This is a genomic window from Parvibaculum sp., from assembly GCF_030651915.1.
In the GTDB taxonomy this organism is placed as follows: domain Bacteria; phylum Pseudomonadota; class Alphaproteobacteria; order Parvibaculales; family Parvibaculaceae; genus Parvibaculum.
In genome coordinates this window covers 64,525-89,712 of sequence record NZ_JAUSBV010000001.1, presented here as the reverse complement: position 1 = coordinate 89,712, position 25,188 = coordinate 64,525, and the positions used below count along the sequence as shown (strand labels likewise).

Here is a 25,188-nt window from a genome sequence, read left to right as displayed (position 1 = left end):
ATAGTGCTGAATTGTATTTCATTGACTATCTAAGCTACGATTCAATCCAAACACACGACAGACCAGAGCGCGGATATCCTCAACGCTTAGCCAATCGTCATTGCTGCCGGAGTCGTATTCGAACAGGGTCTCGAGCGGACGCGCCTCGGGGATATCGGCGCAATAGTCGGTCAGCTTCCAGCGCCCGCGCGTCGGTGTGACGATGTAATAACCCTCACGGCGGACCACGAACGGTGCTTCGGTCATCGAGAACATGGCCTCGTGCAACTTCTCGCCGGGGCGCGCGCCAATGACGCGATGCTCGGCATCCGGTGCGATGGCCGTCGCCATGTCGCGCACCCGGTAGGAGGGCGCGATCGGGCAGATCAATTCGCCCCCCCAACCATATTCCAGGGCGAACAGGATCAGATCGACCCCTTCGCGCATGGTGATCGAAAAGCGCGACATCTGCGGGTCCGTGATGGTCAGCACGCCCGTGTCGCGCTGCTTGAGGAACAGCGGCGCGACCGAACTGCGGCTGTTGAGGATATTGGCATAACGCACCAGCGAAAAGCGGGTATCCGTAATCCGGTCGGCATTCAGAAAGACCCGCTCCATGGCGAATTTGCTGGCCCCGTAGATCGTGGTGGGTGCCACAGCCTTGTCGCTTGAAATCCCGACCACCTTGCGCACCTTGCTGTCACTGACGGCGGCGGCCAGACTCATGGCGCCTTCGACATTGGTGCGCAGGCATTCCTCGGGATTGGCCTCAGCATGGGGGACCAGACGCATCGCGGCGGTGTGCACAACCGTATCGACGCCGCGCAGGCTGCGGCGCAGATGGTCGCGATCCTTCACATCGCCGATGATGAAATCAAGCTTTCCGGCATGCGCGGCAAGCTCCTGTGCCAGATCGCCCTGCTTATGCTCGTCGCGCGAATAGATCACGATCCGTTCGACTTCGGGGCAGGTTGCCAGCAGCCGCTCGACCACGGCGCGCCCGACGGAGCCGACCCCGCCCGTCACCATCACATGCTTCATGGTCTTGTTCCTCATTTTGCGCGCAAGGCGTCGATGGCGGCCCGGAAGACCGGGTTGAGGGACGAAAACCCCCGATACGCGATTCCGAATTCCCGGCAATGCGCGCGCCGCGCGCTCCGGTCCATGTCGAGGTAGCGCTTGATCTCTGGCCAGGCGCCACGGATCGACGGCTCATCGAAGTCCTCGACAACAACACCGACGCCCTTCTCGATCGCATGGAGATAGTCCTCCGAGACACCGGTCGGGGTCAGAAACGGCATGCCCGCGCACAGATATTCGCCCACCTTGATGCTGGAGCGGAATTTCTGGCCCGGACCCGGGGGAATGGTGATCAGGCCCAGATCCCCGACGAAATAGAAGCGCTCGATTTCGTCATAGCTGGAATGGCACACGGAATAATGGGCCTTGTCGACGCCTGCGCGTGCGAACAGCGCGTGGACAAAGACATCGTCATTTGGGGTGACGATCAGCAGATGCAGCTGCGGGTCATACTCCCGCAACCAGGCAAAGGCCCTTGCGATTTCGATATCGTAATAGAGGCCCCCGAACTTGCCCGTATAGAACAGGACCGGCTGGCCGGGCTGCAAGCCAAGATCGGCGCGCATTTTCGCGGCTACATCCGCATCATAGTGAAACTTGTCTTCATTCACGACCGTGGGCACACGGAAAAATTCCGCCCGCACACCCCAGTCCTGTTTCAGCCGCTCTCCCATGAACCGTGTGCCTGAGGCGATGACATGGGCGTATTCGGCCGATCGACGTTCGAAGAACCGCGCCAGCCGGAATTGCAGGCTCTTTTCATCCCAGGCCCCCGCATCGCGCGACACTTCGCTATGGGGTTCATACTGATACAGGAACAGGCGCATGCGCAGCGGCAACGCGCAGAAGTAAGCGAACGATCCGGCGACCGAGCCGAGGGCCGCAATATGGCGATACCCCTTCATCCGCAGCCAGGCGACAGCGACCAGACCAGACAGGACATCGCGGAATTTCCGCACCAGGCTCATGCCCGGATGCCAGGTCAGCGCGGTCCATTCCAGTCCCTGTTTCTGCCACTGCGCCACAAGGGCTTTTTGCGCGTCGGTCAGCGGGTGACGCGGGTCCTCGAACGTGACGACATGAAACCGCACCGGCGCGACCGGGTCCTGCAGGTAGTTCTTGATGTAAAGCCAGAAATTTCCCTGGATCAGCGGGTCGAACAGGCGGTTGTAAAGAAAGATGATGATGGGGGTCTTCCGGGGCATCGGGGACTTTCAGTCAGGAAACGAAGTTTCTGGCCAGACGGGAAATCTGGCCTGCGATTTCAATGGGTTGGAGGTTTCAAAATCGTCCTCCGACAACTCGGGCACGGAATGTCCTGTTTCACACTTGCGACAGGCAGGTCTCCAGGCTGGAGACAACCGCCAGCAGGGTCTCCGTCCGCAGATAGGGATGAAATGGCAGGCTCATCACCTCGGCCGCGGCCCGGTCACTTTCAGGCAGAGCGCTTGTTGCATCCGCGACTGCTGGTTGACGGTTCAGGGGCAAGGGATAATGGACCGCGGTCGGAATCCCGGACAATTGCAACGCGGCCTGCAGCTCGGACCGGTTCTGGACACGAATTGTATATTGGGCCCAGACGCTGCTGCGCCCATCTGCGACACGGGGCGGTGTGACGCCGACGCGCGTCAAGGCCGTGGCATAGTCCCGCGCGATCCGCTGGCGGGCCTCGACCTCACTATCGAAGATATCCAGCTTTGCCAGAAGGATGGCGGCCTGAAGGGTATCCAGCCGCGAATTGATTCCCAGACGGGCGTGAAAATAGCGCCCGGTCTGCCCATGGCGGGCAATCTGGCGCAGGGCCTTGGCAAGGTCGGGGTCAGAAGTGAAGATCGCCCCGCCATCGCCATAACAGCCCAAGGGCTTGGACGGAAAGAAGCTGGTGCAAGCGATGGTGGACAGATTGCCGGACTTGCGCCCCTCGTAGAGGGCGCCGAAACTTTGCGCGGCATCCTCGATCACGCAGATGCTGTGGCACTTTGCGATCGCGTTGATGGTTTCGAAATCAGCAGGCTGGCCATAGAGGGAAACAGGAATGATGGCCCGTGTACGCGGGGTGATCGCGGCCTCCAGCAGCGCTGGATCAAGGTTGTAGCTGACCGGGTCAATATCGACATAGACAGGTTTCGCCCCCAGCAGCACGGCCGCCTCGGCGGTGGCGATATAGCTGAATCCCGGTGTAATGACCTCGTCCCCCGGACCGACACCCAGGGCCATCAGCGCGATCTGCAGCGCATCCGTGCCATTGGCGCAAGTGATGCAATGCGCGGCCCCGGTATAGGCGGAAAGCCTCTCCTCCAGTTCCGCCACTTCGGGACCGAGGATGTATTGACCATGCGCGAGAACGCGAGCGATGCCCGCCTCGATCCGGGGGCGTATGCGGTCCTGCTGGGCGACAAGGTCGATGAAGGAAATCATATCACTCCAATCTCCCGTACAAGTTGCCGTCCCGTCAGCCGGTAGCGCTCGCCCGTATGTGAGCAGGTGGCGACGTCTTCACCCTTGACGGGCAGGTCCAGCCGCTCGCCATAGGCGCTCATCCAGCCGATTTGGCGGGCGGGGACACCGACCATCAGCGCGAAATCGGGCACATCCTTGTGGATGACCGCCCCTGCGCCGACAAAGGCGAAAGAACCAATCGTCACGCCGCAGACGATGGTGCAATTGGCCCCAAGCGTGGCCCCGCGCATGACCAGCGTATCGCGGTATTCTGATTTGCGTTCGACCAATGCCCGTGGGTTATGGACATTGGTGAACACCATCGAAGGGCCGCAGAACACGCCCTCTTCCAGTGTCACATTGTCATAGACGCTGACATTGTTCTGGATCTTGCAGCGGTCGCCGATGACCACCTTGTTGCCGACAAAGGCATTCTGACCCAGCGAGACGCCGCACCCGATGCGCGCGCCTGCGCAGATATGGGCGAAGTGCCAGACGCGGCTGCCTTCGCCGATCTGGGCGCCCTCATCCACGATGGCGCTGGGGTGGACCATTATCGTCATGCCTTTGCCCTGCTTGCAAAGGGATGGTGCTCTCTGGTCGCGACCACCGGGGCGTTGCGGATCTCGCTGACGGTCTGGATGGCGACCCGGTTCTCGTCCAGGCCGAAACCACGTCCCGCCAGGATTTCCTGATATGACCGAGTGTGCAGATCCGTGAAACCGTCCGAAAACTCGATATCCGCGCCATCGACCGCGATCGCGCGAAAGGTGCGCTTGCCCCTGGCGCGCTCGGCTTCAGGCACATCCGCGACATCGATCGACAGGAACCAGCGCACCCGTGCGCGTTCGTATCGCAAGAACCCGGCTGCCTTGGTCGGCGTGTTCAGATGCACAATATTCTCTAGCACCGCACCGAAAACGAAATGCAGCATGTCAAAGAAGTGCACGCCGATATTGGTGGCGATACCGCCGGATTTCTTTTCCTCGCCCTTCCAGCTTTGCAGGTACCATTTCCCGCGCGAGGTGATGTAGGTGAGGTCCACATCGTAAACATGATCGCCGCTGGCCGCGACCTGCGCGCGCAGCGCGATGATGGCCGGGTGCAGACGCAATTGCAGGATGGTGTTGATCTTGCGGCCGGTTTCGGCCTCGATTTCCTTTAGAGCGTCAAGGTTCCATGGGTTGAGTACCGCCGGTTTCTCACAAATCGCATCGGCGCCGGCGCGCAGTGCAAAACGCATGTGGCTGTCATGCAGATAGTTGGGCGACGCGATCGAAACATAGTCGATACCCTGCCCCGCCCTGCGTAGCTTGTCGACATGTCGGTCGAAACGCTCAAATTCGGTGAAAAAATGCGCGTCCGGAAAATGGCTGTCGATGATCCCGACCGAGTCATTCGGATCGAGCGCCGCGACCAGGTCGTTTCCGGTTTCACGAATGGCCTTCATGTGCCGGGGGGCGATGTAGCCGGCAGCCCCAATCAGAGCAAAACGCTTCATGTCGCTTCCTGCTTTAGCGGTCTGACCGTCAGCGGCGCGCCGGGACAATGCGCCACGACAATCGCCTCTATCTGGTCGAGCTTTCCGGGATAGGTATGTTTGAGGGCATGGGCTCGGCGCATCTGCCTCCGTTCCGGGCTATTCAGAGAGTCGATTCGGGCGACAACGGAGGCGAAAAGATCGGCATATCGGCCCCCGAGCGGCGCCATCTCGATCAGCCCATCCTTGTCCTTGTAATCGAGCAGGAAGCTCGATGCCACAACAGCACCACTGTGGAGATATTCAAGTATCTTGTGAGAGTTCGAAATCTGCTCCATATCCATCTGGGTCCGGTAAAGGACCATGGTGATGTCCATCGCCTCCAGGTAACGATAGACGGTCTCTGGTGCCTGCCATCCATGCCAGACGACATTCTCCTGCCCTGCCAATGCCTGCCGCAAGGGCATGGTCTCGTCGAACTTACCAAAAAGATGGAAGACGACACGCGCGCAGTGCTGGCGGACGACTTCCGAGAAGGCATCGACGTCCAGATATTTGATACCGAGATTACCGATATAGGCCGCGTTGATCCGATCCTTCGGCAGATCGGGAGCACTGGTCGTCCCGGCATCCCCTTTGGCAACGAACAACCCGTGCGAAACCAGATGGACAGGCTTGTCCACACCCAGCGCGAGCAATCGTTTCCTCACAGGGACATTCAAGGCAATGGCGATATCCGCCGAATTTGCGGCCTGTGCCGGGTGGAAATCCTGGTTAAGATCCACCTGCTGATAAATCTTCAATCTTGGGCCTGCGAAGCGCATGTCGTAAAAACGTGAATTCTCGAACAACCAGATCACATCGACGGGCCTGCCCAGGGCCTTTTCCACCCGCGCCAGCCAGCGCGCTTCAAGCGACCGGCGCAGCGGGCCTGGCAGAAAGCGCAGGCCGGGGGCGACCTTGGGCGCGCGCAGCACCTGCAAGCGGCCCTGCGCGTCGGCCACGGGCTCCAGCCGGATGCCCGGTGAGGTGTCGGGCGGACCGTAAAACAGGACCTGATGCCCGCGTCGCGCCAGTTCCAGAGCATAGTGATGCTTGCTGACAAAATGCCCTTCCCAGGGTTCCGGCGAGATCAGAAGGATCGCGCTCATTGCCTTTCGCTTAATAGATATGCGGTACGGATCACTGGTGCTCTGGGACAGCCACGCGGCGCAGTGGGCACTATACTCAAGATGCAGATTCCAACCCGAGGGTCTGCATTGCCGCGCGATACCGTGCCCGCAGGACCGTTTCGGAAAACCGCCGCGCGGCGCGCTGGGCAATCGCCGCGCGGTTCCATCCGGTGGCGTTCCATTTTTCAACAAAGCCCAGGATCGCAGCGCTCCACCCGTCTGCACTGCGCGCGGGCACCTCGATCCAGTCTTCGGGTCCGGCATATTCGGCAATGCTGGAGATATATGGGCCGATCAGAGGCACGCCTGCACCAAGCGCTTCGGCGCAGGCGATTGAGAAGGTCTCGTAATCGGACGAAAACAGATAGCCGTCGCTTTGCGCTAGTTGCGCGGCGATCTGCGGCTTGGTCATTTTGCCAACGAATGTCGTGCGCCCGCGCAAGGCAGAGTTGTCCACAAGGGCAGTCATTGCGCCAATCATCTCGCCGTAGCCGCCGATCACCAGCTTGAAGTCATGCCCTGCCAAAGCCGCCTGGTTCAGCCCCTCCAGCATGGGCAGCGGGTTCTTGATGAGAACCCAACGGTTGACCGCGAAAAGGACAGGCACGTCCCGGCGGCTGGCGGCAGGTCCATGCAAGGGCACGACATTGGGAATGACGAAGCTCCTGAAACCATCGGTCTGCGCGAAGCGGCGGATATCGTCCAACAGCGATTGGGACACGGCAAAGACAGGATAACCGTGGCGAAACGGCTTGCGCAATGTGCGCAACGCGCGAGATGTATCCGGCAGGTGGAAATTGTAATGATAGGCTGACCAGTGCTCGCTGAGCATGATGGGCTTGCGGAACATCCAGCGCCAGAGCCGCGACTGCAGCAGCAGCGGATAGGCGATATGGAAATGCAGCGCCTCAAAGCGCCAGGCCTTTTCGCGCAGCAGCACGGCCACAAGCAGCAATGTGGACAGCCATTCCATCATCTTTCCGGGCCGGACCGGAGCCAGCAGGAAATAGCCGCGCGCGCCATCCTCCAGCGCGCGGCGCGCCAGCCGTGGCCAGCCCCCGTATGTGGGACGAACCTGCACGACAATCGTCTCGGCGGGCAAATCCTGCGCAAAGACCCGAATCTGGTCACGCACGAAATTGCCCTCGATACTGTCCCAGGGGTTCGGATACCAGTTGGCAATGTGCAGGATTGTCACGGCAATCTTTTCCTCAACTGGCTTGTCAAGATGACTTTCTGATCATGCACCACTGACGCAGACGAAGAATGTGGATTCAAGACACTTTCTTCTCGGATCTGTGGGCAAAGCATGGCTTTGCTCTTCATGCAAGGACATCTGCGACCAGCCCTTAAGATATCTTGTGCGGGCCTATGAAGCCGACTTTTTGAATGTATGGAAATCAGCGAACAAGGCTTCACCGGGATTCGCGGCATCCAACAGAAAGCAGAAAGAGTCGCGCGCCACTGAACTCACGTTGGTTCTCGTCTTTCCTGTTTCGGCTTGTGACAAACCGGCTTGGTCAGGAGTCAAGGCGCTGAGCGGACCATCGCCATCACCCGCGCCGCACGAGCCGCCGCAACCATCCTGCAACCGGATCGAAAAGGCTTACCTGAATCGGGCCGACGCGGCGGGTGATCGCAGTGCTGCCTTCGTTGAGACCGGGAATGCCGATCTTCCTGAAATCGGCGATCATGGCCAGATGAGCGCGCGACACGATCTCCAGCAGCTGGTCATTCGAAGGGCATCGATCCGCCCTGGCGTAGTAGCGGTCTGCTCCGATCTGCCAGAACCGGCGATAACCGCGTTCAACCAGAAAAGCATCAACCGGGCTTCTTGCGGTCTCCTGTTCATAGACTTCGATCTGCAGCACGCAGTCATTCTTCAGGAATTCGGAAGCCCCGATCAGTACAGACAATTCATGTCCTTCCACATCGATTTTCAGGAAACAGGGACCGTCGGGCGGGGGATTCCCGTCCAGCACTACATTGTCCAGGCTCCTGGCATCCACAGTGATTTTCTCAATGATGCTGGTCCGGTCGTGTAACAGGGTATCGACGATTCCATTCGCACCTGAATAGTTTCCAAGGATCGCGAATTCGACCGAGCCGCTTTTTTCCGATACGGCGATCTGGTGAGGCGTGATCTTTCTTGGAGGATCGTTCTTCAAGGCGTTTGCCACCAGCTCCTTGTAAAGGGTCGGCATCGGCTCGAATGAATGAACACGCTCGACGCTTTCCAACTGCGCCATCGTCATGGAGTAGCTGCCGATATTCGCGCCAATATCCCAGAAGCTTCGACATCCCATCCAATCCGCCAATTGGGTGAAAAAGTATATCTGCACGGGTTCATAAGCACGCTGAATAGCGTTCCTGACCTGTGAGATATCTGTGTATTCAAGGCTGGAATAGAACATGAATTCATTCATTTCTTTTGCCGCATCATCAGATGCAGATCATGTCGGCACTGTCACACGGAAAAGCGCGCAGGCGTGGCCAGGGAACGGGTCTTATGCCGCTTGCCCCAATCTGGCGATGCGCTGGAAGGCCGGATTCCCTGCCATCAGCGCATCCCAACTGTCGTAGCCGACCACTTCGCCGCGATCGAGCACGATGATCCGGTCACAGTGTTTCACGGTACTGAGCCGGTGGGCGATCATCAGCACGGTCTTGTCGCCGGGCAGCGCATCGATGGCGTCCATGACGTCCTGTTCAGTCAGGTTGTCCAGCGCGCTGGTGGCTTCGTCAAAGACGATCAGGTCGGCATCATGATAAAGCGCGCGCGCAATGCCAATGCGCTGCCTTTGGCCGCCCGACAGGCGCACGCCGCGCTCGCCGACATGGGTCCGATAGCCGTCGGGCAGGTCCTGCGTGATAAAGGTATCGATCCGGGCAATCCGGGCAGCGCGGCGCAGGCGGTCCATGTCGATGGCCTCGGGGGCGATGCCAAGGGCAATATTCTCGGCCACGGGCGCGTCGGTCAGAAAGATGTCCTGCGGCACATATCCGACACTTTGCATCCAGGCGCGCTGATTGCTTGCGTCGATCACGGTCTGATCGACCACCATCCGGCCCTGATCCGGTTCCAGCAGACCCAGAATGAGATCGGCCAACGTCGTCTTGCCCGCCCCGGTGCTGCCCACGATCCCGATCTTCTCGCCCGCCCGGATCGACAGCGAGATATTGCGCAGCCCCACATGGGCGGCATTCGGATAGCTGTAGAAGATCCCTTCCAGCGAGAGTGTTTTCGACAGCCCCAGCCCCGCAGACGGTTCTCCGGGAAGCTGATCCGGACGCCCCTTCAGGACAAGATCCTCGTAAACGACATTGACCGCTGCGGCGCCGGCCTGCATCTGGGTAAGCGCGCTGTAAAGCTTTGACAATTCCGGCAGCAAGCGCTGTCCGGCAAAGGCAAAGACACCCAGAATCGGCAGCAATCCCCCAAGGGCACCCCCCGATTCAATTCGTGTCGGATCGATCAGGATGGTGCAAAGCAGAATGACCCCGCCCAGACCCACGGCCTGAAGCACGAATTGCGGCACCTGAGACAGCACCTCGATCTTGATCTCGTTATGCGCCATTTCCGTCGATGGAACGGCAAATCGGCCCAGATAGGCCTTTTCCCGGCCAACCAGCTTGATGTCCTTGATGCCGGTCAGGGCCTCATTGGCGAAGCGATAGCGCTGCCGATTGGCGTTAACCCGGACATGACCCAGGCGATTGAGCACGCGCCGCGAGGCAAGATAGACCAGCGCATAGAACCCGCCCAGAACGGCAAAGGCCACCACGGCAACAACCGGGTCCACCCAAAGCAGCAGCGCGACAATCGCCACGGTCGTCAGGCTGGTCGCCACAAGATCAGCGACCGGGCGCAGGAAGCGGGTCACAACCTGCGCGGCTTCGACCAGCACACGCGACCCCATATCGCCCGAATGTCGGTTCAGAAAGAACGGATAGGGTTGCGCCAGATAGCTGGCCAGCAATCGGTGGCTGATGGCATGCGACCGCATATTTGTATAGCGCGCCACGGTCCAGGTCTTGGCGATCTGGACCAGGCTTGCCAGCACGATCACCCCGAAAGAGGCCGCCCCCAGGCCAACCAGAAAGTGATGAACCGAGGTGAAGCCGAAATAGGCATAGGCCCAGGCCAGGGCAGGTGTCGCTTCGATGCGCGCGGGATCTGCCAGCACCACCAGGAACGGCATGATCGAGCCCACCATGACTGCCGACGAAATCGCCGCAACCAGCATGATGCCCAGCACGATCCAGGCATTGCGCCGCTCTCGCGCATCCAGCAGCGCCCAGACCTTTTTCCATGTCGAAAGATCGATCATGCAAACCGGCTCTTCATGGCGCGTTCTTGCCGCGGATTTTTCCTAATTGTCCGACAATGCAAACTCTCGGCCTCAAGTAGTGAAGCGATTGCGTCAAAACAGCCTGACGCGACGCAGCCGTCGCGCTGGTGCCCTGTCCAAGCCCCGCAGGTTCAAAAGATCGCCACCCACTCACAGTCTAAGATCGCTCTCATCAGCGGCAAACACATGCTTGAGATCGTAAAGCACATGTCCGGCGCGCCCCAGCGCCCGGATCGTCGCAGCACCCATCTCGCGATATTGGGTATGCGCAACGGCCAGGACGATACCGTCATAATGCTCCGGCGCGGGGTGCGCGACAAGATCGAGCGCATATTCGTGGCGCGCTTCGGCCGGATCGGCCCAGGGGTCATGCACATCGACCGCAACGCCGTAATCACGCAGTTCCGAAATCACATCGACCACCCGGGTATTGCGCAGGTCCGGGCAATTCTCTTTGAAGGTCAGACCCAGGACCAAGACCCGCGCGCCGTCCACCTGAATACGCCGCTTCAGCATCGCCTTCACCATCTGGCTCGCAACATAGGCGCCCATGCCGTCATTGATCCGGCGTCCGGCCAGGATCACCTGCGGGTGATAACCCATGGCCTCCGCCTTGTGCGTCAGGTAGTAGGGATCGACGCCGATGCAGTGTCCGCCCACAAGCCCGGGCCGGAAGGGCAGGAAATTCCATTTGGTGCCGGCCGCCTTCAACACCGCTTCGGTGTCGATGCCCATCTTGTTGAAGATGATCGCAAGTTCGTTGACCAGCGCGATGTTGAGATCGCGCTGCGTGTTCTCGATTACCTTGGCGGCTTCGGCCACACGGATCGACTCCGCCTTGTAGGTGCCGGCCGTGATGATCGAGGCATAGAGCGCATCGATGAGTTCGGCCGCTCCCGGCGTCGAGCCCGACGTCACCTTGCGGATGTTCGGCAGCCGATGCGTCTTGTCGCCGGGATTGATCCGCTCGGGCGAATAACCGGCAAAGAAATCCACGTTGAACTTGAGTCCCGAAACACGCTCCAGCACCGGCACACAATCTTCTTCCGTCGCACCCGGATAGACGGTGGATTCGTAGATCACGATATCGCCGCGTTTGAGAACGGAGCCGACAGTCTCCGAAGCGCCGATCAGCGGCGTCAGGTCAGGCCGCTTGTGCGCGTCGATCGGCGTCGGTACCGTCACGATAAAAATGTTGCAACCGGCGACATCGGCGCGATCGGCCGTGAGCACCAGATGTTCGGCCTCTGCGAGTTCAGCCGCATCGACCTCGCGCGTAACATCGCGTCCGTCGTGCAGATCGGCGATGCGTCCTTCGTCGATATCGAACCCGACGACGGGGTACTTCTTGCCGAACTCGACCGCCAGCGGCAAACCCACATAGCCAAGCCCGATCACGGCGATCTTCAATTGATCGAGGGACGGCAATTTTTTCACTCTATCCGGCATTCCGTCTCACTTGCGGTAATAGTCGCGGAACCAGGCGACGAACTGAGCGATTCCATCGCGGAAATCGGTCTGCGGCTTGTAGCCGGTGAGACGTTGCAGAAGCGTCGCGTCCGCCCAGGTCGCCGGCACATCGCCTGTCTGCATGTCCATGTAGTTCCGCAGGGCCTTGATCCCGAGTTCCGCCTCGATCGCCTCGATGAAATCCAGCAGCCGCACCTTGTCGGAATTGCCGATATTGACAATACGATAGGGAGCCACCGGGCTGAGGCTGTCGCCATCCATGATGTCGCCGCGCGCCGCCGGCCGCACGGGCACAACATCGATCAGCAGTCGAATACCGCGCACCAGATCCTCGACATAGGTGAAGTCGCGCCACATCTCGCCATGATTGTAGATATCGATCGGCCGCCCATCGAGAATTGCATCGGTGAACTTGAACAGCGCCATGTCGGGCCGCCCCCAGGGGCCATAGACAGTGAAGAATCGGAACATTGTGGTCGGCAGATCGTGCAGATGCGCGTAAGAGTGACCCATCGCCTCGGTGGCCTTCTTGGTCGCCGCATAGATCGTCAACGGCGTGTCGGCCTTTTCGGTCTCGATGAAAGGCATGTCCTCATTCGCGCCGTAGACGGAGGATGTCGAAGCCATCAGCAGATGGGAGACCCGGTGCTGGCGGGCGCATTCCATCACATTGAAGGTGCCGACAATATTGGCGTCGATATAGGCACGCGGATTCTCGAGGCTGTAGCGCACACCGGCCTGAGCGGCGAGATGCACGATGACGTCGGGCTTGAACGCATCGACCGTCTCGTGAAGGCGGGGCTCATCTTCCAGCATGCCGATGGTTGCCGAAAACCGCGCATGCTGATGCAGCATCTGGTGCCGCCGTTCCTTCAGGCGCACATCGTAATAGTCGGTCAGCCCGTCATACCCGTGCACAATGAACCCGTCGTCGAGCAGAAGGCGGCAAAGATGGAAGCCGATGAAGCCGGCCGATCCGGTAACAAAAACGCGTGTCATCTATGCGGTCGTCTTTCTCTGCATGGCTGCATGGGCACCGCAATTCGCGTTCGGCCAATGCTACCGCACTCGAGGGTGAAAGCCCTTGAGTACAAAATCCGGAATGCGCCGGCGACGCGTCGGCGCGGCGGCTTGCCGTCAGGCGGCGGGCCAGAGCAGGTTTCGATCCATCGTCACGGGGCTTTCCCCGTTGAGCATGCCGAGCAGCACACGCACACGCCCGTTGCTGTCGAGCCTTTCGATCGTCCCGATGAAATCCGCGAATGGTCCGGTCAACACCTGCACGCGCTGCCCCGGTGTCAAATCCGGGCCCGCGTTCATGGTGCCCGACATATCTGTCAAGTCGATGAATGACTCGACCAACCCGCGCGGCACGGGGCTCGGTCGGTCACCCGCCGTCACGAGCGACCGCACGCCGAAAGTCCCGTTGACCGACCGCCAGCGCTGCAGATCGAGATCGAGCGAAACGAACACATAGCCGGGAAAGAGCGGCACCTTGCGCTCGGTCAGCCGCCGCGCATGCTTGACGGTCTTCAGGCGCCGGGGCGCGAAGGAGACGAACCCCTGGCGTGCGAGATGCACTTCGACGGCGTCTTCCCGGCCCGGCTGCACGGCAGCCACATACCAGCGACACCCCTGCATATGCGCAGCCGCATTTCCGGGTGCCTTGCCGCGGACCACCGCACCATCCGGCGCTCCTGCGAAAGACTTCAGCGCCACGCCCAATTCAGCCCCCAAAACCGCAAATTTCCTCGTCTTTAAAGCTACTCGGCTTATCTTGTGGCGGCAAGAATAGAGACACCCCGCACACGGCATGAGACATAAAACCGCAAGTCTTGCTTAATGGCTCGACCGGAAAACAAGCCACGCAGGATTTCGAACTTTCATCCGGATGTTAAAGAAATCTCGGTTGTGCCAATCTTCGCACGAGCAGTGGCAATCCCTATACTGTCGCCATCTGCCGGCCGGCCCCCGCGCCCGGCATTCATGCCCCGAGCAATGAGCGCGACGCCCATGAACCGTTTCGACGTCTCTCTTGATGCCTGGCTTTTCCGGGCCTTGATCGCGCTTGTCGCATTGGCGCCGCTACCGCTGGGCAGCAACCGGCCACTTCCTGCGGCCTTGATAGCACTCGCCTCGGGCTTGCTGTTGGCTCTCTGGGCGGCGCGGGCGGCTGTGCGCGGCCGGCTGGAAGTAACATCCGGTCTGATGCTGCGCCTGCATGTCCCCGTCACTCTTTATCTGTTGGTTGTCCTCTGGGTCCTGGTCCAGTGGCTCCCCTCCCCCTTCCCGTCATGGGCCCACCCGATCTGGGAGGAAGCTTCGGCCGCCCTGGGGCGCGAGCTTGCGCCGCGGATCACCGTCAACCCGGATGCCACCCTTGCGGCGCTTGGCGGCCTGCTGACTTACGGCGCAATCTTCTGGCTGACGCTTCAGCTTGCCGTCGATCCCGGCCGCGCCCGGCAAGCGCGCAACGCCGTCGTCGCGATAGGCGGTGCCTATGCGCTATATGGCCTCTTTGCGCATTTCGGCGGTATGGGCTGGATCGACGATCGGCTCGTGCAAACGCGGCCAAGCGATCTGTCTTCGAGCTTCGTCAACCGCAATTCATTCGCAACCTTCGCGGGGCTCGCGCTCCTCTGCACGGCCGCGATCTATATCGAACGCATTCGCCACATATTCTCGATCAAACGTCCAGTCCGGCAAAAATTGTCCTTGGCGATCGAGACAATGGTGCTCCATTCGGGCTGGATCACCGCCGCATTCGGGCTCACTGCCGTTGCGTTGCTGTTGACGGTTTCCCGAGGCGGAATCCTGGCATCGCTGGCAGGGCTCGCCGCGTTGGTTATGCTGCAGCTGAAATCCGCAGGCGGGCCGGCCCGCGGTCGTGCGGCCATCATCATGCTGATCCTCATTGTGACGGGCATTGTCATGATGGCCTCGGGGCGTGGTCTCATCGAACGGATAGGCCAGCGCGGGTTCGTTGAAGACGAACTGCGTCAAACCATTTTCACCACTACGATCGAGGCGATCCGATCTGCACCATGGACCGGGACCGGCTACGGCACCTATCCGGATGCGATCGAAGCCTGGCGCACGAACGACCCGGATATCTTCATGGTCTGGGAGAAGGCCCACAACACCTATCTGGAGAACGCGCTCGAGCTTGGACTGCCGGCCGCCGGCGCGCTGTGCCTTGCTGTTCTTTGGCTGGCCATGATTGCTTTCAGGGGCGTTGCGGAGCGGCGGCGCCACCGCGCCTTTCCGGCGCTCGGGGTTGCGGCGACGCTGCTGGTGGGCATACACGCGCTGGTCGACTTCAGCCTACAGATACCGGCGGTCGCCGTTCTCTACGCCTTCATCCTGGGTCTGGCCGTCGCACAGTCTGCCCCTCGGCACGGACATGACAACACAGCGCCCGCCCGTGGTCCGGCTTCAGCGGCGTCGCATATTCCTCAGAAGAACTAGGTCGAGATGTTCGAGCGAGCGCGGATATGCCGCCAGTTCCGCGCGGAAAGCAGCCCGCGCGGCATATCCAGCGTCATAGTAGCTTTCGAGAACGAAGGGGTGAGAGACAGGCCGGTGCCAGAAGACGGCCGCATCGCGCATGACATGAATGCGCATTTCGTCGGGCATCGCCGGCCAGTGACGCATAACGATCCCGTGTTGCAGCAACAGGGCAGATGCCTTGCGCGGCCCGGTCAATCGGGCGAGGCGCAGGGCCGGCAACACTGCTTCAATTGGCGTTCCGGCTATAATTTCGGCATCCGCCAGCAACGCCCAGTTGAACGCGTCGGCCGGTGCCGAAGCCGCCGCGATACGGAGATCGGCGACAGCCGAAAGGCGCAGGCCGTCGGCCGCGCGCCCATCCCCCGCGAGCACCGCCACCCGCCGCGCAACCCTTGCCCGGTCGCGCGCAATCGCCGCGTCGCCCGGCAACCATTCGCCAGCGCGCTCCAGCGCTTCGCGAGCCGCATCGAGCCGCGCCGCCTCGACGGCCACGCCCTCATCGAGCGCCGCGCGAACGGAACCGTAGGGGAGAAGCGCCGCATGGCCGGCAATGCGCGGCACGGCAATCACCGCCAACAATGCGCCCAAGCAGCCTGCGGCGAGGACCATCCCCCAAGGCCGGGCATGGCCTGCCTCAGTTGACATAGTACCGGCTGTATTTCCCGTAATAGTAGCCGCCGTCGCCATAGCCATATTTGGCCTGTGCGGCGGTGTCGACGACGGCGAGAACCGCGCCGGCAATATTGGCATCGTAAAGCCGGAGCTCGCGGATCGCGGCCTGGGCCGCATCGCGCGGCGTCTCGTTCCAGCGCACCACAAACACGGTCTCGTCGGCAATGCGCGACAGCACCCGGCTGTCCGACACCGGCAGCACCGGCGCGCTGTCGAGCACCACCAGATCATAGTCCACACGCAGCCGCTCGAGCAGCAGCTTCATCTGCGTCGAGCCCAGCACATCGGGCGGATTGGCAGTGCCGGTCGCGATCGGCAGGATGTCGAGATCGGATTTCGGATCCTTGACCATCACCTGCGCCAGATCGAGCCGTTCGGCCAGGAACTCGACCAGCCCCGCTTCCGGCCGTTTCAGGCCGAAGGCCTTGTGGACGTTAGGATGCCGCAGATCGCAATCGATCAACGCCACCTTGAGGCCTGAAGCGGCGGCGGCCCGCGCGAAACTCACCGAACTCGTCGTCTTGCCTTCATTGGGAAGGGCGGAAGTGAAGAGAATGATCTTGGGCGGATTGTCGACATTGGAAAGCTGCAATGCGCTGCGGAGGCTGCGGAGCGATTCCGAAAAGGCCGAGAGCGGCTTCACAAGCAGATAATCCGGCGGGCTCATCACTTTGCCATCCGCCCCCTTTTCGGCCGGCGTCGCCGGCAGCGACACGAGATGCGGCAGGCCCAGCGCCTGTTCGACATCACGGCCCGTCTGCAGGCCGTTGTCGAGATGCTCGAGCAAAAATGCCACGCCAACACCCAGCATGCCTGAAAGTCCAAGCGCCAGAACCAGCACCAGCCCCTTTCTCGGATATGAAGGACTTCCAGGGGGCGTCGCCGCCGAGATCACCCTGCTGTCCGGCGTCTGGAAATCTTCCTGCTGGCTTGTTTCCTTGAAGCGGTTGAGGAAACTCTCATACACAGCACGGTTTGCCGACGCCTCCCGCTCCAACTCGCGCAGTTGGATCAGAGCCTGGCCGCCTGCGCCAGTCTCGCCCCGCACCTCGCGCAGGTTTTCCTCGAGCGCGGAAACGCGGCTTTCGGCCACGGCAACATTGTTTTGAAGACTACCCATAATGCGCTCAATTTCGGCGCCGATCTGACGCTGAATATCGCGCCGCTGCGCCTCCGCATTGACGATCTCCGGATGCCGGGGACCATATTTCGACGATAGATTGGCAAGTTCGCGCGCAAGCTCGGCCTGCTTCTGACGCAAAGCGGTAATTGTCCCCGACTGGATCACGTCGGTAACGCTCTCGATGCTGCCGCCGGTGGCCCTGATCTGCCGGGCCCGACTGTATCTGGCCTGAACCTCGGCAAGGCTTGCCCGCGCGAGAATGAGCTGGGCGTTCAGTTCTGAAAGCTCCTGCTCGTTCAGGGTCACCCCGGATGGCGTCTCGAGCCCCTGTTCAGCGCGATAAATCTCGACGGCTCGTTCGGAATCCCGGACCTGCTGACGAAGTTCGGTCAGACGGCGCGACAGCCATTCGTTAGCCTGACGGGTCCCATCAAATTTGGCATCCAGTTGGTCGAGAATATAGGTCTCGGCAATCGCATTGGCGATCCGGGCAGCCTTGGCCGGATTCTCGGAAAGGAACCCGACCGCGATGACATAGCTGCCACGCTGACGGGTGACCGTGAGCCTCCCGAGAAGACCGTTGATGGCCCGGTTGAGCTCCGCCAGCGCTAGCTCTTCCACATTTTGCTGCAGCGGTTCAGGCTCGAGAAGCGACAGAACCGAACCGATCCAAACCCGCGGGTCGAGCCAGCGCAGCATGGACGGTTCGCGCAACGCACCATTGAATTCTGGATCCTCGGTAAGCTTCAGATTTTCGACCACGCGGGCGGCCAGCGTTCGCGAGCGCAATATTTGCACTTCGCTATCGACGCTCGCTGAGTCGGGTGAAAGACCCGACATCACAGCTTGCATGTCGACGATCTGCATTTTCTGGCGATCGAGCAGTATCTGGACCTCTGCAACATAGATTGGCGTTTGCTGGAAGACCCAGACCATCGCAAGCGCCGTCACGCCGATGGTAATGCCGACAATCACACCGAGGCGCTTTCTCAGCGTTCGGTAAAGCGCCTTGAGATCGAGATCGAGGAGCCCTTCATCGCCACCCTCCCGGCCGTCATAGGGAACGCCGGTCTCCGCTTTCGAGGTCGTACCCTTGACCGGTGCATTCATCTGTCATTTCCCAAACTCGACTTCGGCGAACAGCCGGCCGGCGTCCTTATGCCTCCCGCCGCCAGCCTTATTCAACACGGCAGGCGACCTCATCCTATCGAAAAAGCTGACACAAAGCGCAGGCAACAGAACAAAATAAGCCGTTCCGCCTTGCGGGCATGCCCTCAGCAAATCGTAAAGGGCAGGGACGCTGCAACGCCCCTGCCCAATCGCTATCCATGAACCCCTGTCCAGATTTCAGGCCTCAAGAGTCGAAACCGCAGCCCAAGGCCTCAAATCAGAGCTTGGCCTTCAGCGTCAGTCCCACCTCGTTCCGATCGAAATCGAGCCCGGGCACATTGGAACTGCGTTCCGTATAGTCATAGGCGAGACCGACCGAGAAATTGCGATTGATCAGATAGTCGACACCGACTCCGGCCCGGATGATGTCGTCCGACCGCCCCACACCTTCATAGTCGTTGTTGCCATAGGATGCCCGCGCGCCGACAGTCACGTCGCGCGTCAACTCGTGATCGACCCCGATACCGACAGACTGCGCCATGTAACCGGACGCACCGACCGTTGTCGTTTCCTCGATCGTAGCGGCCGCCTCAAGGCGAATCGTCGTCAACGGCGTGACAGACCAATCGAGATTCGCTCCATAGGAAAGGCCGGAAATCTCAGGCAATGTCGGATCGTCGTAGCTCTGTTCCTGATAGCCGGCATAGACCCCGCCACGCACAAGATTCGTCACCCGGAACTCCGCGCCGCCGACGACCGAATAGCCGTCCGAGTCGCGATCCGTCGCCACCACAGGTGGCTGCTGATCGTATTTGCGCTGATTCAAGGTGCCCCGGATATAGACATTTGTATCGGGCGAGACGTCATAGCCCAACTGCACAAACTGATTAAATCGTTCGTAGTCGCGATCATCCTGGACGAACACACCACCACCGATGAGCGGGACATTGTCATAGTCGTAATCGGCATAGCCCGCGCCGACCCGCGTCGTCACACGGTTGAAACGATGATCGAGACTGATCTCGGCTTGAAGCACCGAAAACTCGGTTGGCTCGGCAGCATTGGCGACCGCGTCCGGGAAATCACGATCCTCATGGGTTTGCGTGTAGGAAAGTCCGGCGCTGACACTTGTGTCGCGCGTGATATCGACACGCCCATCGCCGCCGATATTCCAGCCAAACCGGTCGTCGCCGGTATTGTCCTGATAGAATTTCTGCGACAGTCCGGCATTGAGATTCAGCGCGTGCCGGCTCCAGCCCGACTCGGCCGAAACACTGGCCGCCAGCGTGGTGATGAAATCGCTCTCTATCGAAGCGGGTGGCGGCGCTCCGACATCAGCGGCAAAGACATTGTCATTATAAACTGCCGTCACGGAGGCTTCGGGATAGACCATGAAGGCGCCGGCCCGGATGCCGCCCTCGCCATATCCCTGCGCCTCTGCAACGGACGTCGGAAGCGCATACAAGGCGGACGCGGCCACTGCGGCAATCAACGTCTTCGACAACAACGAAGCGGACATAGGGATCTCTCCGATTTAATCTGAAACTTTTTGGCCGGAACCAAAGCTGCCGCAATCCGACGCTGGATACACAATAAATACAAATACCGTACGAAAAATGCCGTACGAAACCTAGTTCGGGCTCGCGGGTGACTCCGGCGTCGAATCGCCACTGCCAGCACGGAAAACGACGGGTGCCGCCTGCGCGAGGAGCGATGCCGTCTTTGTCTCGGTGCCCTCAAGAACGGCGGCCTGCAGCACCGGATCGCCAGACGCCTCAACCAGTGCCTGCAATATTGCCGCAGCTTCGGGATTCGTCAGCCCCAGAACGGCAATCGCCGCCCCAAGCCCGCGCCCGCCCGCCTCCTTCAGAGCCGGATTTTCGGCCAGCAACAGCCGGACCGCATCGTCCTTCGGATTGGTCAGAACATTGATGACGGCCTGGCCAGCGGTAACCGGATCGGCCGAGCCCACGATATAGGCTTCGATCGCGGCTTCGAACGCCACAACATCGTCGGCGTACTGAACCACCAAGGCCTCGACCTCGGCTTCCATACCCGCAAGCAGATCGATGTTGACGCCCTGTGCAACCGCCGGCGTCGCCGCGAAAATCGCGGGCGTCAAGGCCATCGCGCCGGCGATGACCGCGGCTGAAAATAGCTTCTTCATCGTGATACTCCCTGTCTCTCTGGATCGGTCCCCGTCGCCGTAAAGCGGTCGGAGCCCGAATATGCCGATGTCGGTCCCGGACACCGGTCTTGTCGCGATCGACGGGCGACGCCACCCTTGGCACCGCAACGGGCAGCATGCAAGCTGCCTCCGAGCATCGCGTGACGATAAACTCCCACACAATCTACAAGCAAAGGCGTGAAGTTGAACATGTTTAATTGTTGGTTAATGCGGGCTTTTCTGTCGCAGTGATTCAAATACATCACTTCTGAAAACTGGATTCTGCCTTGATTCAGCTTTGACTCTGACAGACCGCGATCATGGCTCCACAACATGACCTTGCGACGACAGCAGCCAGCCTGCCCGCGCGCACGTCAAAAAGCACCGATCAGAAGAAACGCTCGGGGATGCGCACCACATCGCCGGGCAGCACCTTGACGGCCTGGCTTGCCGGATAGGCGACTTCGGCGCCCTCGCCGCGGGTGATGAAGGCGCGCTCCTGATTGGCTCTGTAGGTATAGCCACCCGCGACCGCCACGGCGTTCAACAGGGTCATGCCGCTGGTGTAGGGATACTGGCCCGGACTGCCGACCTCGCCATAGATATAGAAGGGGCGGTAATTCAGCACTTCGGCGCTGACGCGCGGATTGTTGAGATAGCCGTCCTGCAGCTTGGCGATGACCGCGGCCTCGAACTGGCTCAAGGTCAGGCCCTCGGCGTCGATCTGGCCGATCAGCGGCAGCGACACGCGGCCGCCGCCGGAAACGTCGAAATCGCCGGAAAGCTCGGATTCGCCGAAAACGATCAGCCGCAGCTTGTCGCCCGAACCCAGGCGGTAGTCGAGCGTGGCATCGGCGGGCAGCGCCACCTCACCGGATGTTGTGGTTGTATGGGTGACGGGGCCCGGCATGTTGGGCCGCGGGCCGTCGGAACAGGCCGCCAGCGTCAGCGCGCCTGCCAAGCCTGCCAGCGCCAGAAACCAGCGTCGCGCCATCGTCGATCCACTCATCGAATTGTCTCCTCGCTGGCCCCACCGGTATGCCGCTGCTTCTACCACGATTTTGGCCTTCGACGCAGCGTGATCGAGCCGGAAAGCCGCGCTTTTCTGCCGCGCTGGTTAATCCGCCGCGGCGGCCGGGTGTTCCCGGCCCGTCTGAATCAGCCGCCGCTCCTCGCCTTCCAGCACCAGTGCGGTCAGGACGCCGGTCATGTAGGCGCCGGTATCGAGGCCGATGCGGTTCGAGCGGAACTCGACCGCTTCGCGCGGCGTGTGGCCATGCACGACGACCTTGTCGTAAGTGCTTGAGGAATCGAGGAAATCCTCGCGGATCCACAAGAGATCTTCTTCGATCTGGCGATGCAGCGCGATGCCCGGCCGGACCCCGGCATGGACGAAGAAATAGTCGCCGAATTCGGCGCTGAGCAGCAGATTATCGAGGAATTCCCGATGCTTGTCGGGCAGCACTTCCTCGAAATGCACCCGCGCGCGCTCGAACTCGGCCGGGTCGTCCGACAGCGTCAGCTCGGTAATGCCATAGGAATGCAGCGTCTCGAGGCCGCCATAATATTTCCAGGTGCGGCCGAAAGCGGCGTCGTCGAGGAACTGCTTCAGCGCCAGCTCGTGATTGCCCTTGAGGAAGACGCGCTCGAAACCGGGCAGCGGATCGCCGGTCAGCCGCTCGATGACGGCCTTGGACTGCAGCCCGCGATCGACGTAATCTCCGAGAAAAATCAACACCTTGCGCAGATCGGGCGCGCTGGCGCCATCGGCGGCGACGGCCGCGAGCAGCTCGGCCAGCAGGTCGTCGCGGCCGTGAATATCGCCGACCGCATAGAGCCGCATGCCGTCGGGCGCGCGCGGCACCATGGCCGGCGCAGCCCCGAACCTCGCCCGCAATCGATCGAAGAACCCGCCCGGCACCCAGCACCTCATTGAAATCCGGCCCGACACTATCCGCTTTCCTTGCAGAAACAAGGAGATAGCGCGCCGCAATCCCGCCAGATCCCGGCCAATCCCGCCTGATCCCGCATAACGCCCGATAGGCGCGCGCGGCCCCATGATATATAGAAAGCCACAAATCAGGAGACGCCGCCTTGCCGCAAGACCCCAAATCCGCCGCCCGGCCCGACCACCTCGCCTCGGCGCAGCGCACGCTTTCCCTTGAAATAGAAGGACTTAAGGCGCTGATGGCGTCGCTCGACGGGCCCTTCACCGCGGCCGTCGAGATGCTCGGCAGCGCCACCGGCCGCGTCATCGTCACCGGCATGGGCAAGTCCGGCCACATCGCCCGCAAGATCGCCGCGACGCTGGCCTCGACCGGCACCCCGGCCCAGTTCGTCCATCCGGGCGAGGCGAGCCATGGCGATCTCGGTATGATCGTCAATGGCGACGCGATCCTCGCGATCTCGAAATCGGGTGAAGTTTCAGAGCTTTACAGCATCATTTCGCATTCGAAACGCTTCGCGATTCCGCTGGTCGCGATCACCCAGGAACAGGGCAGCGTGCTCGGCAGCGCCGCCGACATCGCGCTCTTGCTGCCGAAGGTCGAGGAGGCCTGCCCCAACAAGCTGGCGCCGACCACCTCGACCACCATGCAGCTGGCTTTGGGCGATGCGATCGCCATGGCGCTGATCGAGCGCAAGGGTTTTTCTGCCAAGGATTTCAAGGTCTTCCACCCCGGCGGCAAGCTCGGCGCCATGCTCAGCCATGTGCGCGAGATCATGGAGACAGGCGAGGCGATACCGCTCGCCCGCCCCGAGACGCCGATGAGCGAAGCGCTGGTGGTGATGTCGAAAAAGTCCAAGGGCTGCATAGGCTTGACCGACGAAAGCGGGCGCCTGGCGGGCATGATCACCGATGGCGACATCCGCCGTCACTCGGCCGAGGGCCTGTTGTCGAAGACCGCCGGCGAGATCATGAACCGCACCCCGGTGACGGTGAGCCCGGACATGCTCGCCTCCGAAGCGGTCAACCTGTTGAATCAAAAGAAGATTACCAGCCTGTTCGCGGTCGAGGATGGCATGCCCGTCGGCATCGTCCATATCCACGACTTCCTGAAGGCAGGCGTCGTCTAGGCAGCAGAGACGACAGCGACTGTCACAGCACTGTCATCCTTCTGTCACAAATCACCGGGATTCCGGAATCTTCCTGCAATTTCAGAGCGATAGAGGCTGGAACCGGCAATTGTGACAGCGACGCCGATTCCCGGACCCCCCCCTCTGTCACAAAACTGTCAAAAAACTGTCACAAAACCAGATGCGGGCATCCGGCGCGTCTCGCCGACAGACCCTCTTGCCGGAACGCGAACCCGGTTTGCCACAGTGGCAAAGCCACTCGGGCAAGAATGAGGCGGGGACAAGTTCGACTTATCCAGCGTCACGCTGCAAGCTGCGGCATACCCCTCCGATCCCGATGAGAATGCCGGCGGCAAAAAACTTATCCCCGGCCCCGGACCGCGCGCCCGGACCGCATCCGGCATCGCCCCCACCCCGGACGGCGGCCGGCACGCGCCGCCGGTCTTCGGCCCTACGTATTTTCCGAGCCTGACCCCGAATCGTACAAGTCCATAGCGTCGAAACCACCGGTTTCAGACAACGGGCCCTCGCCGGGGCGATGGTCGATGGCGGTTCGATGGTTGGCGTCTCGATCTCCCATCCGAACATCCCGAACCTCAGAAAAGGCGCGATTGCTCATGCAATACCCGTCGGACAAGGCCCATGACCGCGAAGCCCTGAGCGCCGACGACCCGGACATGCCGCCCGCCGATACTCCGGGACCCGAAAAGTCCGGCCTCGTCAGATACGACTATCTGAACGACTCGAAACTGAGCAAGGCGCTCGTCTACTGGAACGGGAAGCGCGGCACGCGGCGCATGCCGCAACGGTCCGACATCGTTCCCGGCGAGATCAAGGAGATATTGCCCAGCATCATGCTCGCCGACGCGCTGGCGGACGGCACGCGCTTTCGCTGCCGCCTGGTCGGCACGGCAGTCGTCACCGCCTTCGGCGCCGACCTGACCGGAAAATATATCGGCGAATATGAGGGAGACGCGGCGGCGCCCGGGCCGGACGAATTCACCCGGAGGCTTTATCAGACAGCCTGGAAAGAACGGCTGCCGGTGTTTTCGCGGGGAAAATATGTCGCATCGCGGGAAAGCAGCCTGACCGTCAATCGCCTGCTGCTGCCGCTGTCCGAGGACGGCGAACGGCCCAATATCATCATGGCGGTTCTGACTTTCGAATATGAAGGGATCGAACAGGCAACGCTCGGCTTCGGCGTCGAGATCGACCCGTCGGTCAGCTATATCGAGGTCATTGAAAACATCGAGGACCTTTTTCCCTGACAGGAAAAGGCGGCCGGCGCCGACGAGCCGGCGCTCAGCGGACGGCTCTCAGCTTCGGGATGCGCTGCAGAGGTTCCTCTGCATCCGCGCCCGCCGAAACACTGACAATGGTGTAACCAAGCGCCTGCAGACGGCGAATTTGCTTCACCGTCCCGGCCTCGGTCGGAACCATGATCCGGGAAACCGCGGCATGCGCTTCGGGCCGCTGATAATAGATGATCTGACTCAAGGGACATCTCCGGAGGCGATGTGAAGTCCTCGCTCAGCTCGGGGGGGCGGGGACTCTGAGCG

At 61.0% G+C, this 25,188-nt stretch carries 22 protein-coding genes; 3 read left to right on the top strand and 19 right to left on the bottom strand.

Annotated elements, in window-relative coordinates; genetic code table 11:
* Positions 1-18: 18 nt before the first annotated feature.
* The 12 genes from Q7V31_RS00435 to Q7V31_RS00380 all read right to left on the bottom strand — a co-directional run bounded on the left by Q7V31_RS00435 (position 19) and on the right by Q7V31_RS00380 (position 13,709).
* Positions 19-1,020 (bottom strand): SDR family NAD(P)-dependent oxidoreductase, encoded by a 1,002-nt coding sequence (locus Q7V31_RS00435; protein ID WP_304731741.1) that lies wholly within the window; start codon positions 1,018-1,020, stop codon positions 19-21.
* Between the two features lie 11 nt (positions 1,021-1,031).
* Positions 1,032-2,150: a hypothetical protein gene (locus tag Q7V31_RS00430; RefSeq protein WP_304731740.1), complete on the bottom strand. Its 1,119-nt coding sequence runs from the start codon at positions 2,148-2,150 to the stop codon at positions 1,032-1,034.
* Positions 2,151-2,382: 232 nt separating this feature from the next.
* Positions 2,383-3,477 carry a DegT/DnrJ/EryC1/StrS aminotransferase family protein gene (locus tag Q7V31_RS00425; RefSeq protein WP_304731739.1) on the bottom strand — a complete coding sequence of 365 codons (1,095 nt, stop codon included), beginning with the start codon at positions 3,475-3,477 and terminating at the stop codon, positions 2,383-2,385.
* Positions 3,474-4,061 carry an acyltransferase gene (locus Q7V31_RS00420; RefSeq protein ID WP_304731738.1) on the bottom strand — a complete coding sequence of 196 codons (588 nt, stop codon included), beginning with the start codon at positions 4,059-4,061 and terminating at the stop codon, positions 3,474-3,476. Before Q7V31_RS00420 ends, Q7V31_RS00425 begins: the two co-directional genes overlap by 4 nt.
* Complete coding sequence (locus tag Q7V31_RS00415; RefSeq protein WP_304731737.1) at positions 4,058-5,047, bottom strand: Gfo/Idh/MocA family protein; 990 nt, start codon at positions 5,045-5,047, stop codon at positions 4,058-4,060. The genes Q7V31_RS00420 and Q7V31_RS00415 overlap by 4 nt, the downstream gene beginning before the upstream one ends.
* Positions 4,996-6,129, bottom strand: coding sequence for a hypothetical protein (locus tag Q7V31_RS00410; protein ID WP_304731736.1), 1,134 nt, complete (start codon positions 6,127-6,129; stop codon positions 4,996-4,998). The genes Q7V31_RS00415 and Q7V31_RS00410 overlap by 52 nt, the downstream gene beginning before the upstream one ends.
* 76 nt (positions 6,130-6,205) lie before the next feature.
* Positions 6,206-7,348 carry a glycosyltransferase family 4 protein gene (locus Q7V31_RS00405; protein WP_304731735.1) on the bottom strand — a complete coding sequence of 381 codons (1,143 nt, stop codon included), beginning with the start codon at positions 7,346-7,348 and terminating at the stop codon, positions 6,206-6,208.
* Between the two features lie 355 nt (positions 7,349-7,703).
* Positions 7,704-8,576: an FkbM family methyltransferase gene (locus Q7V31_RS00400; RefSeq protein WP_304731734.1), complete on the bottom strand. Its 873-nt coding sequence runs from the start codon at positions 8,574-8,576 to the stop codon at positions 7,704-7,706.
* A gap of 81 nt (positions 8,577-8,657) precedes the next feature.
* Positions 8,658-10,481: an ABC transporter ATP-binding protein gene (locus Q7V31_RS00395; protein ID WP_304731733.1), complete on the bottom strand. Its 1,824-nt coding sequence runs from the start codon at positions 10,479-10,481 to the stop codon at positions 8,658-8,660.
* A 171-nt stretch (positions 10,482-10,652) separates the two neighbouring features.
* On the bottom strand, positions 10,653-11,951 hold the full coding sequence (gene tviB, locus Q7V31_RS00390) for a Vi polysaccharide biosynthesis UDP-N-acetylglucosamine C-6 dehydrogenase TviB (protein ID WP_304731732.1): 1,299 nt from the start codon (positions 11,949-11,951) through the stop codon (positions 10,653-10,655).
* 6 nt (positions 11,952-11,957) lie between these two features.
* Entirely contained in the window at positions 11,958-12,971 is a 1,014-nt protein-coding gene (locus tag Q7V31_RS00385) for an NAD-dependent epimerase/dehydratase family protein (protein ID WP_304731731.1), read from the bottom strand.
* 138 nt (positions 12,972-13,109) lie between these two features.
* A complete protein-coding gene (locus tag Q7V31_RS00380) occupies positions 13,110-13,709 on the bottom strand; it encodes a transcription termination/antitermination protein NusG (RefSeq protein WP_304731730.1) in 600 nt (199 codons plus the stop codon).
* A gap of 105 nt (positions 13,710-13,814) precedes the next feature.
* Between Q7V31_RS00380 and Q7V31_RS00375 the strand changes: the two genes are divergently transcribed.
* Positions 13,815-15,440, top strand: coding sequence for an O-antigen ligase (locus Q7V31_RS00375; protein ID WP_304731729.1), 1,626 nt, complete (start codon positions 13,815-13,817; stop codon positions 15,438-15,440).
* Here the strand turns inward: Q7V31_RS00375 and Q7V31_RS00370 are convergent.
* From Q7V31_RS00370 to Q7V31_RS00345, 6 genes are all read right to left on the bottom strand, one after another.
* On the bottom strand, positions 15,408-16,070 hold the full coding sequence (locus Q7V31_RS00370) for a hypothetical protein (protein WP_304731728.1): 663 nt from the start codon (positions 16,068-16,070) through the stop codon (positions 15,408-15,410). The two genes, Q7V31_RS00375 and Q7V31_RS00370, sit on opposite strands and share 33 nt — an antisense overlap.
* Before the next feature lie 46 nt (positions 16,071-16,116).
* Positions 16,117-18,387, bottom strand: a complete 2,271-nt coding sequence (locus Q7V31_RS00365; protein ID WP_304731727.1) for a polysaccharide biosynthesis tyrosine autokinase — start codon at positions 18,385-18,387, stop codon at positions 16,117-16,119.
* Positions 18,388-18,664: 277 nt separating this feature from the next.
* Complete coding sequence (locus tag Q7V31_RS00360) at positions 18,665-19,906, bottom strand: outer membrane beta-barrel protein (RefSeq protein WP_304731726.1); 1,242 nt, start codon at positions 19,904-19,906, stop codon at positions 18,665-18,667.
* Positions 19,907-20,017: 111 nt separating this feature from the next.
* Entirely contained in the window at positions 20,018-20,554 is a 537-nt protein-coding gene (locus Q7V31_RS00355; protein WP_304731725.1) for a hypothetical protein, read from the bottom strand.
* 388 nt (positions 20,555-20,942) lie between these two features.
* The gene (locus tag Q7V31_RS00350) at positions 20,943-21,563 is read right to left on the bottom strand and encodes a polysaccharide biosynthesis/export family protein (protein ID WP_304731724.1); all 621 of its coding nucleotides are present in this window, start codon (positions 21,561-21,563) and stop codon (positions 20,943-20,945) included.
* 108 nt (positions 21,564-21,671) lie between these two features.
* Positions 21,672-22,421 carry a metallophosphoesterase gene (locus Q7V31_RS00345; protein ID WP_304731723.1) on the bottom strand — a complete coding sequence of 250 codons (750 nt, stop codon included), beginning with the start codon at positions 22,419-22,421 and terminating at the stop codon, positions 21,672-21,674.
* A 227-nt stretch (positions 22,422-22,648) separates the two neighbouring features.
* Between Q7V31_RS00345 and Q7V31_RS00340 the strand changes: the two genes are divergently transcribed.
* Together Q7V31_RS00340 and Q7V31_RS00335 are read left to right on the top strand one after the other, a co-directional pair.
* Positions 22,649-23,629: an SIS domain-containing protein gene (locus tag Q7V31_RS00340; protein ID WP_304731722.1), complete on the top strand. Its 981-nt coding sequence runs from the start codon at positions 22,649-22,651 to the stop codon at positions 23,627-23,629.
* A gap of 617 nt (positions 23,630-24,246) precedes the next feature.
* Positions 24,247-24,897, top strand: coding sequence for a PAS domain-containing protein (locus tag Q7V31_RS00335; RefSeq protein ID WP_304731721.1), 651 nt, complete (start codon positions 24,247-24,249; stop codon positions 24,895-24,897).
* A gap of 34 nt (positions 24,898-24,931) precedes the next feature.
* Here Q7V31_RS00335 and Q7V31_RS00330 read toward each other — a convergent pair whose 3' ends face one another.
* On the bottom strand, positions 24,932-25,126 hold the full coding sequence (locus Q7V31_RS00330; RefSeq protein WP_304731720.1) for a hypothetical protein: 195 nt from the start codon (positions 25,124-25,126) through the stop codon (positions 24,932-24,934).
* Between the last annotated feature and the right edge of the window lie 62 nt (positions 25,127-25,188).

Bases quoted from the DNA above. Each gene is read 5' to 3' on its own strand.
- Q7V31_RS00410 (WP_304731736.1), bottom strand. From the start codon at position 6,129: ATGAGCGCGATCCTTCTGATCTCGCCGGAACCCTGGGAAGGGCATTTT.
- Q7V31_RS00395 (WP_304731733.1), bottom strand. From the start codon at position 10,481: ATGATCGATCTTTCGACATGGAAAAAGGTCTGGGCGCTGCTGGATGCG.
- Q7V31_RS00400 (WP_304731734.1), bottom strand. From the start codon at position 8,576: ATGAATGAATTCATGTTCTATTCCAGCCTTGAATACACAGATATCTCA.
- Q7V31_RS00345 (WP_304731723.1), bottom strand. From the start codon at position 22,421: ATGGTGCCGCGCGCGCCCGACGGCATGCGGCTCTATGCGGTCGGCGAT.
- Q7V31_RS00385 (WP_304731731.1), bottom strand. From the start codon at position 12,971: ATGACACGCGTTTTTGTTACCGGATCGGCCGGCTTCATCGGCTTCCAT.
- Q7V31_RS00375 (WP_304731729.1), top strand. From the start codon at position 13,815: ATGGCTCGACCGGAAAACAAGCCACGCAGGATTTCGAACTTTCATCCG.
- Q7V31_RS00365 (WP_304731727.1), bottom strand. From the start codon at position 18,387: ATGAATGCACCGGTCAAGGGTACGACCTCGAAAGCGGAGACCGGCGTT.
- Q7V31_RS00435 (WP_304731741.1), bottom strand. From the start codon at position 1,020: ATGAAGCATGTGATGGTGACGGGCGGGGTCGGCTCCGTCGGGCGCGCC.
- Q7V31_RS00360 (WP_304731726.1), bottom strand. From the start codon at position 19,906: ATGTCCGCTTCGTTGTTGTCGAAGACGTTGATTGCCGCAGTGGCCGCG.
- Q7V31_RS00350 (WP_304731724.1), bottom strand. From the start codon at position 21,563: ATGAGTGGATCGACGATGGCGCGACGCTGGTTTCTGGCGCTGGCAGGC.
- Q7V31_RS00335 (WP_304731721.1), top strand. From the start codon at position 24,247: ATGCAATACCCGTCGGACAAGGCCCATGACCGCGAAGCCCTGAGCGCC.
- tviB (WP_304731732.1), bottom strand. From the start codon at position 11,951: ATGCCGGATAGAGTGAAAAAATTGCCGTCCCTCGATCAATTGAAGATC.
- Q7V31_RS00355 (WP_304731725.1), bottom strand. From the start codon at position 20,554: ATGAAGAAGCTATTTTCAGCCGCGGTCATCGCCGGCGCGATGGCCTTG.
- Q7V31_RS00420 (WP_304731738.1), bottom strand. From the start codon at position 4,061: ATGACGATAATGGTCCACCCCAGCGCCATCGTGGATGAGGGCGCCCAG.
- Q7V31_RS00425 (WP_304731739.1), bottom strand. From the start codon at position 3,477: ATGATTTCCTTCATCGACCTTGTCGCCCAGCAGGACCGCATACGCCCC.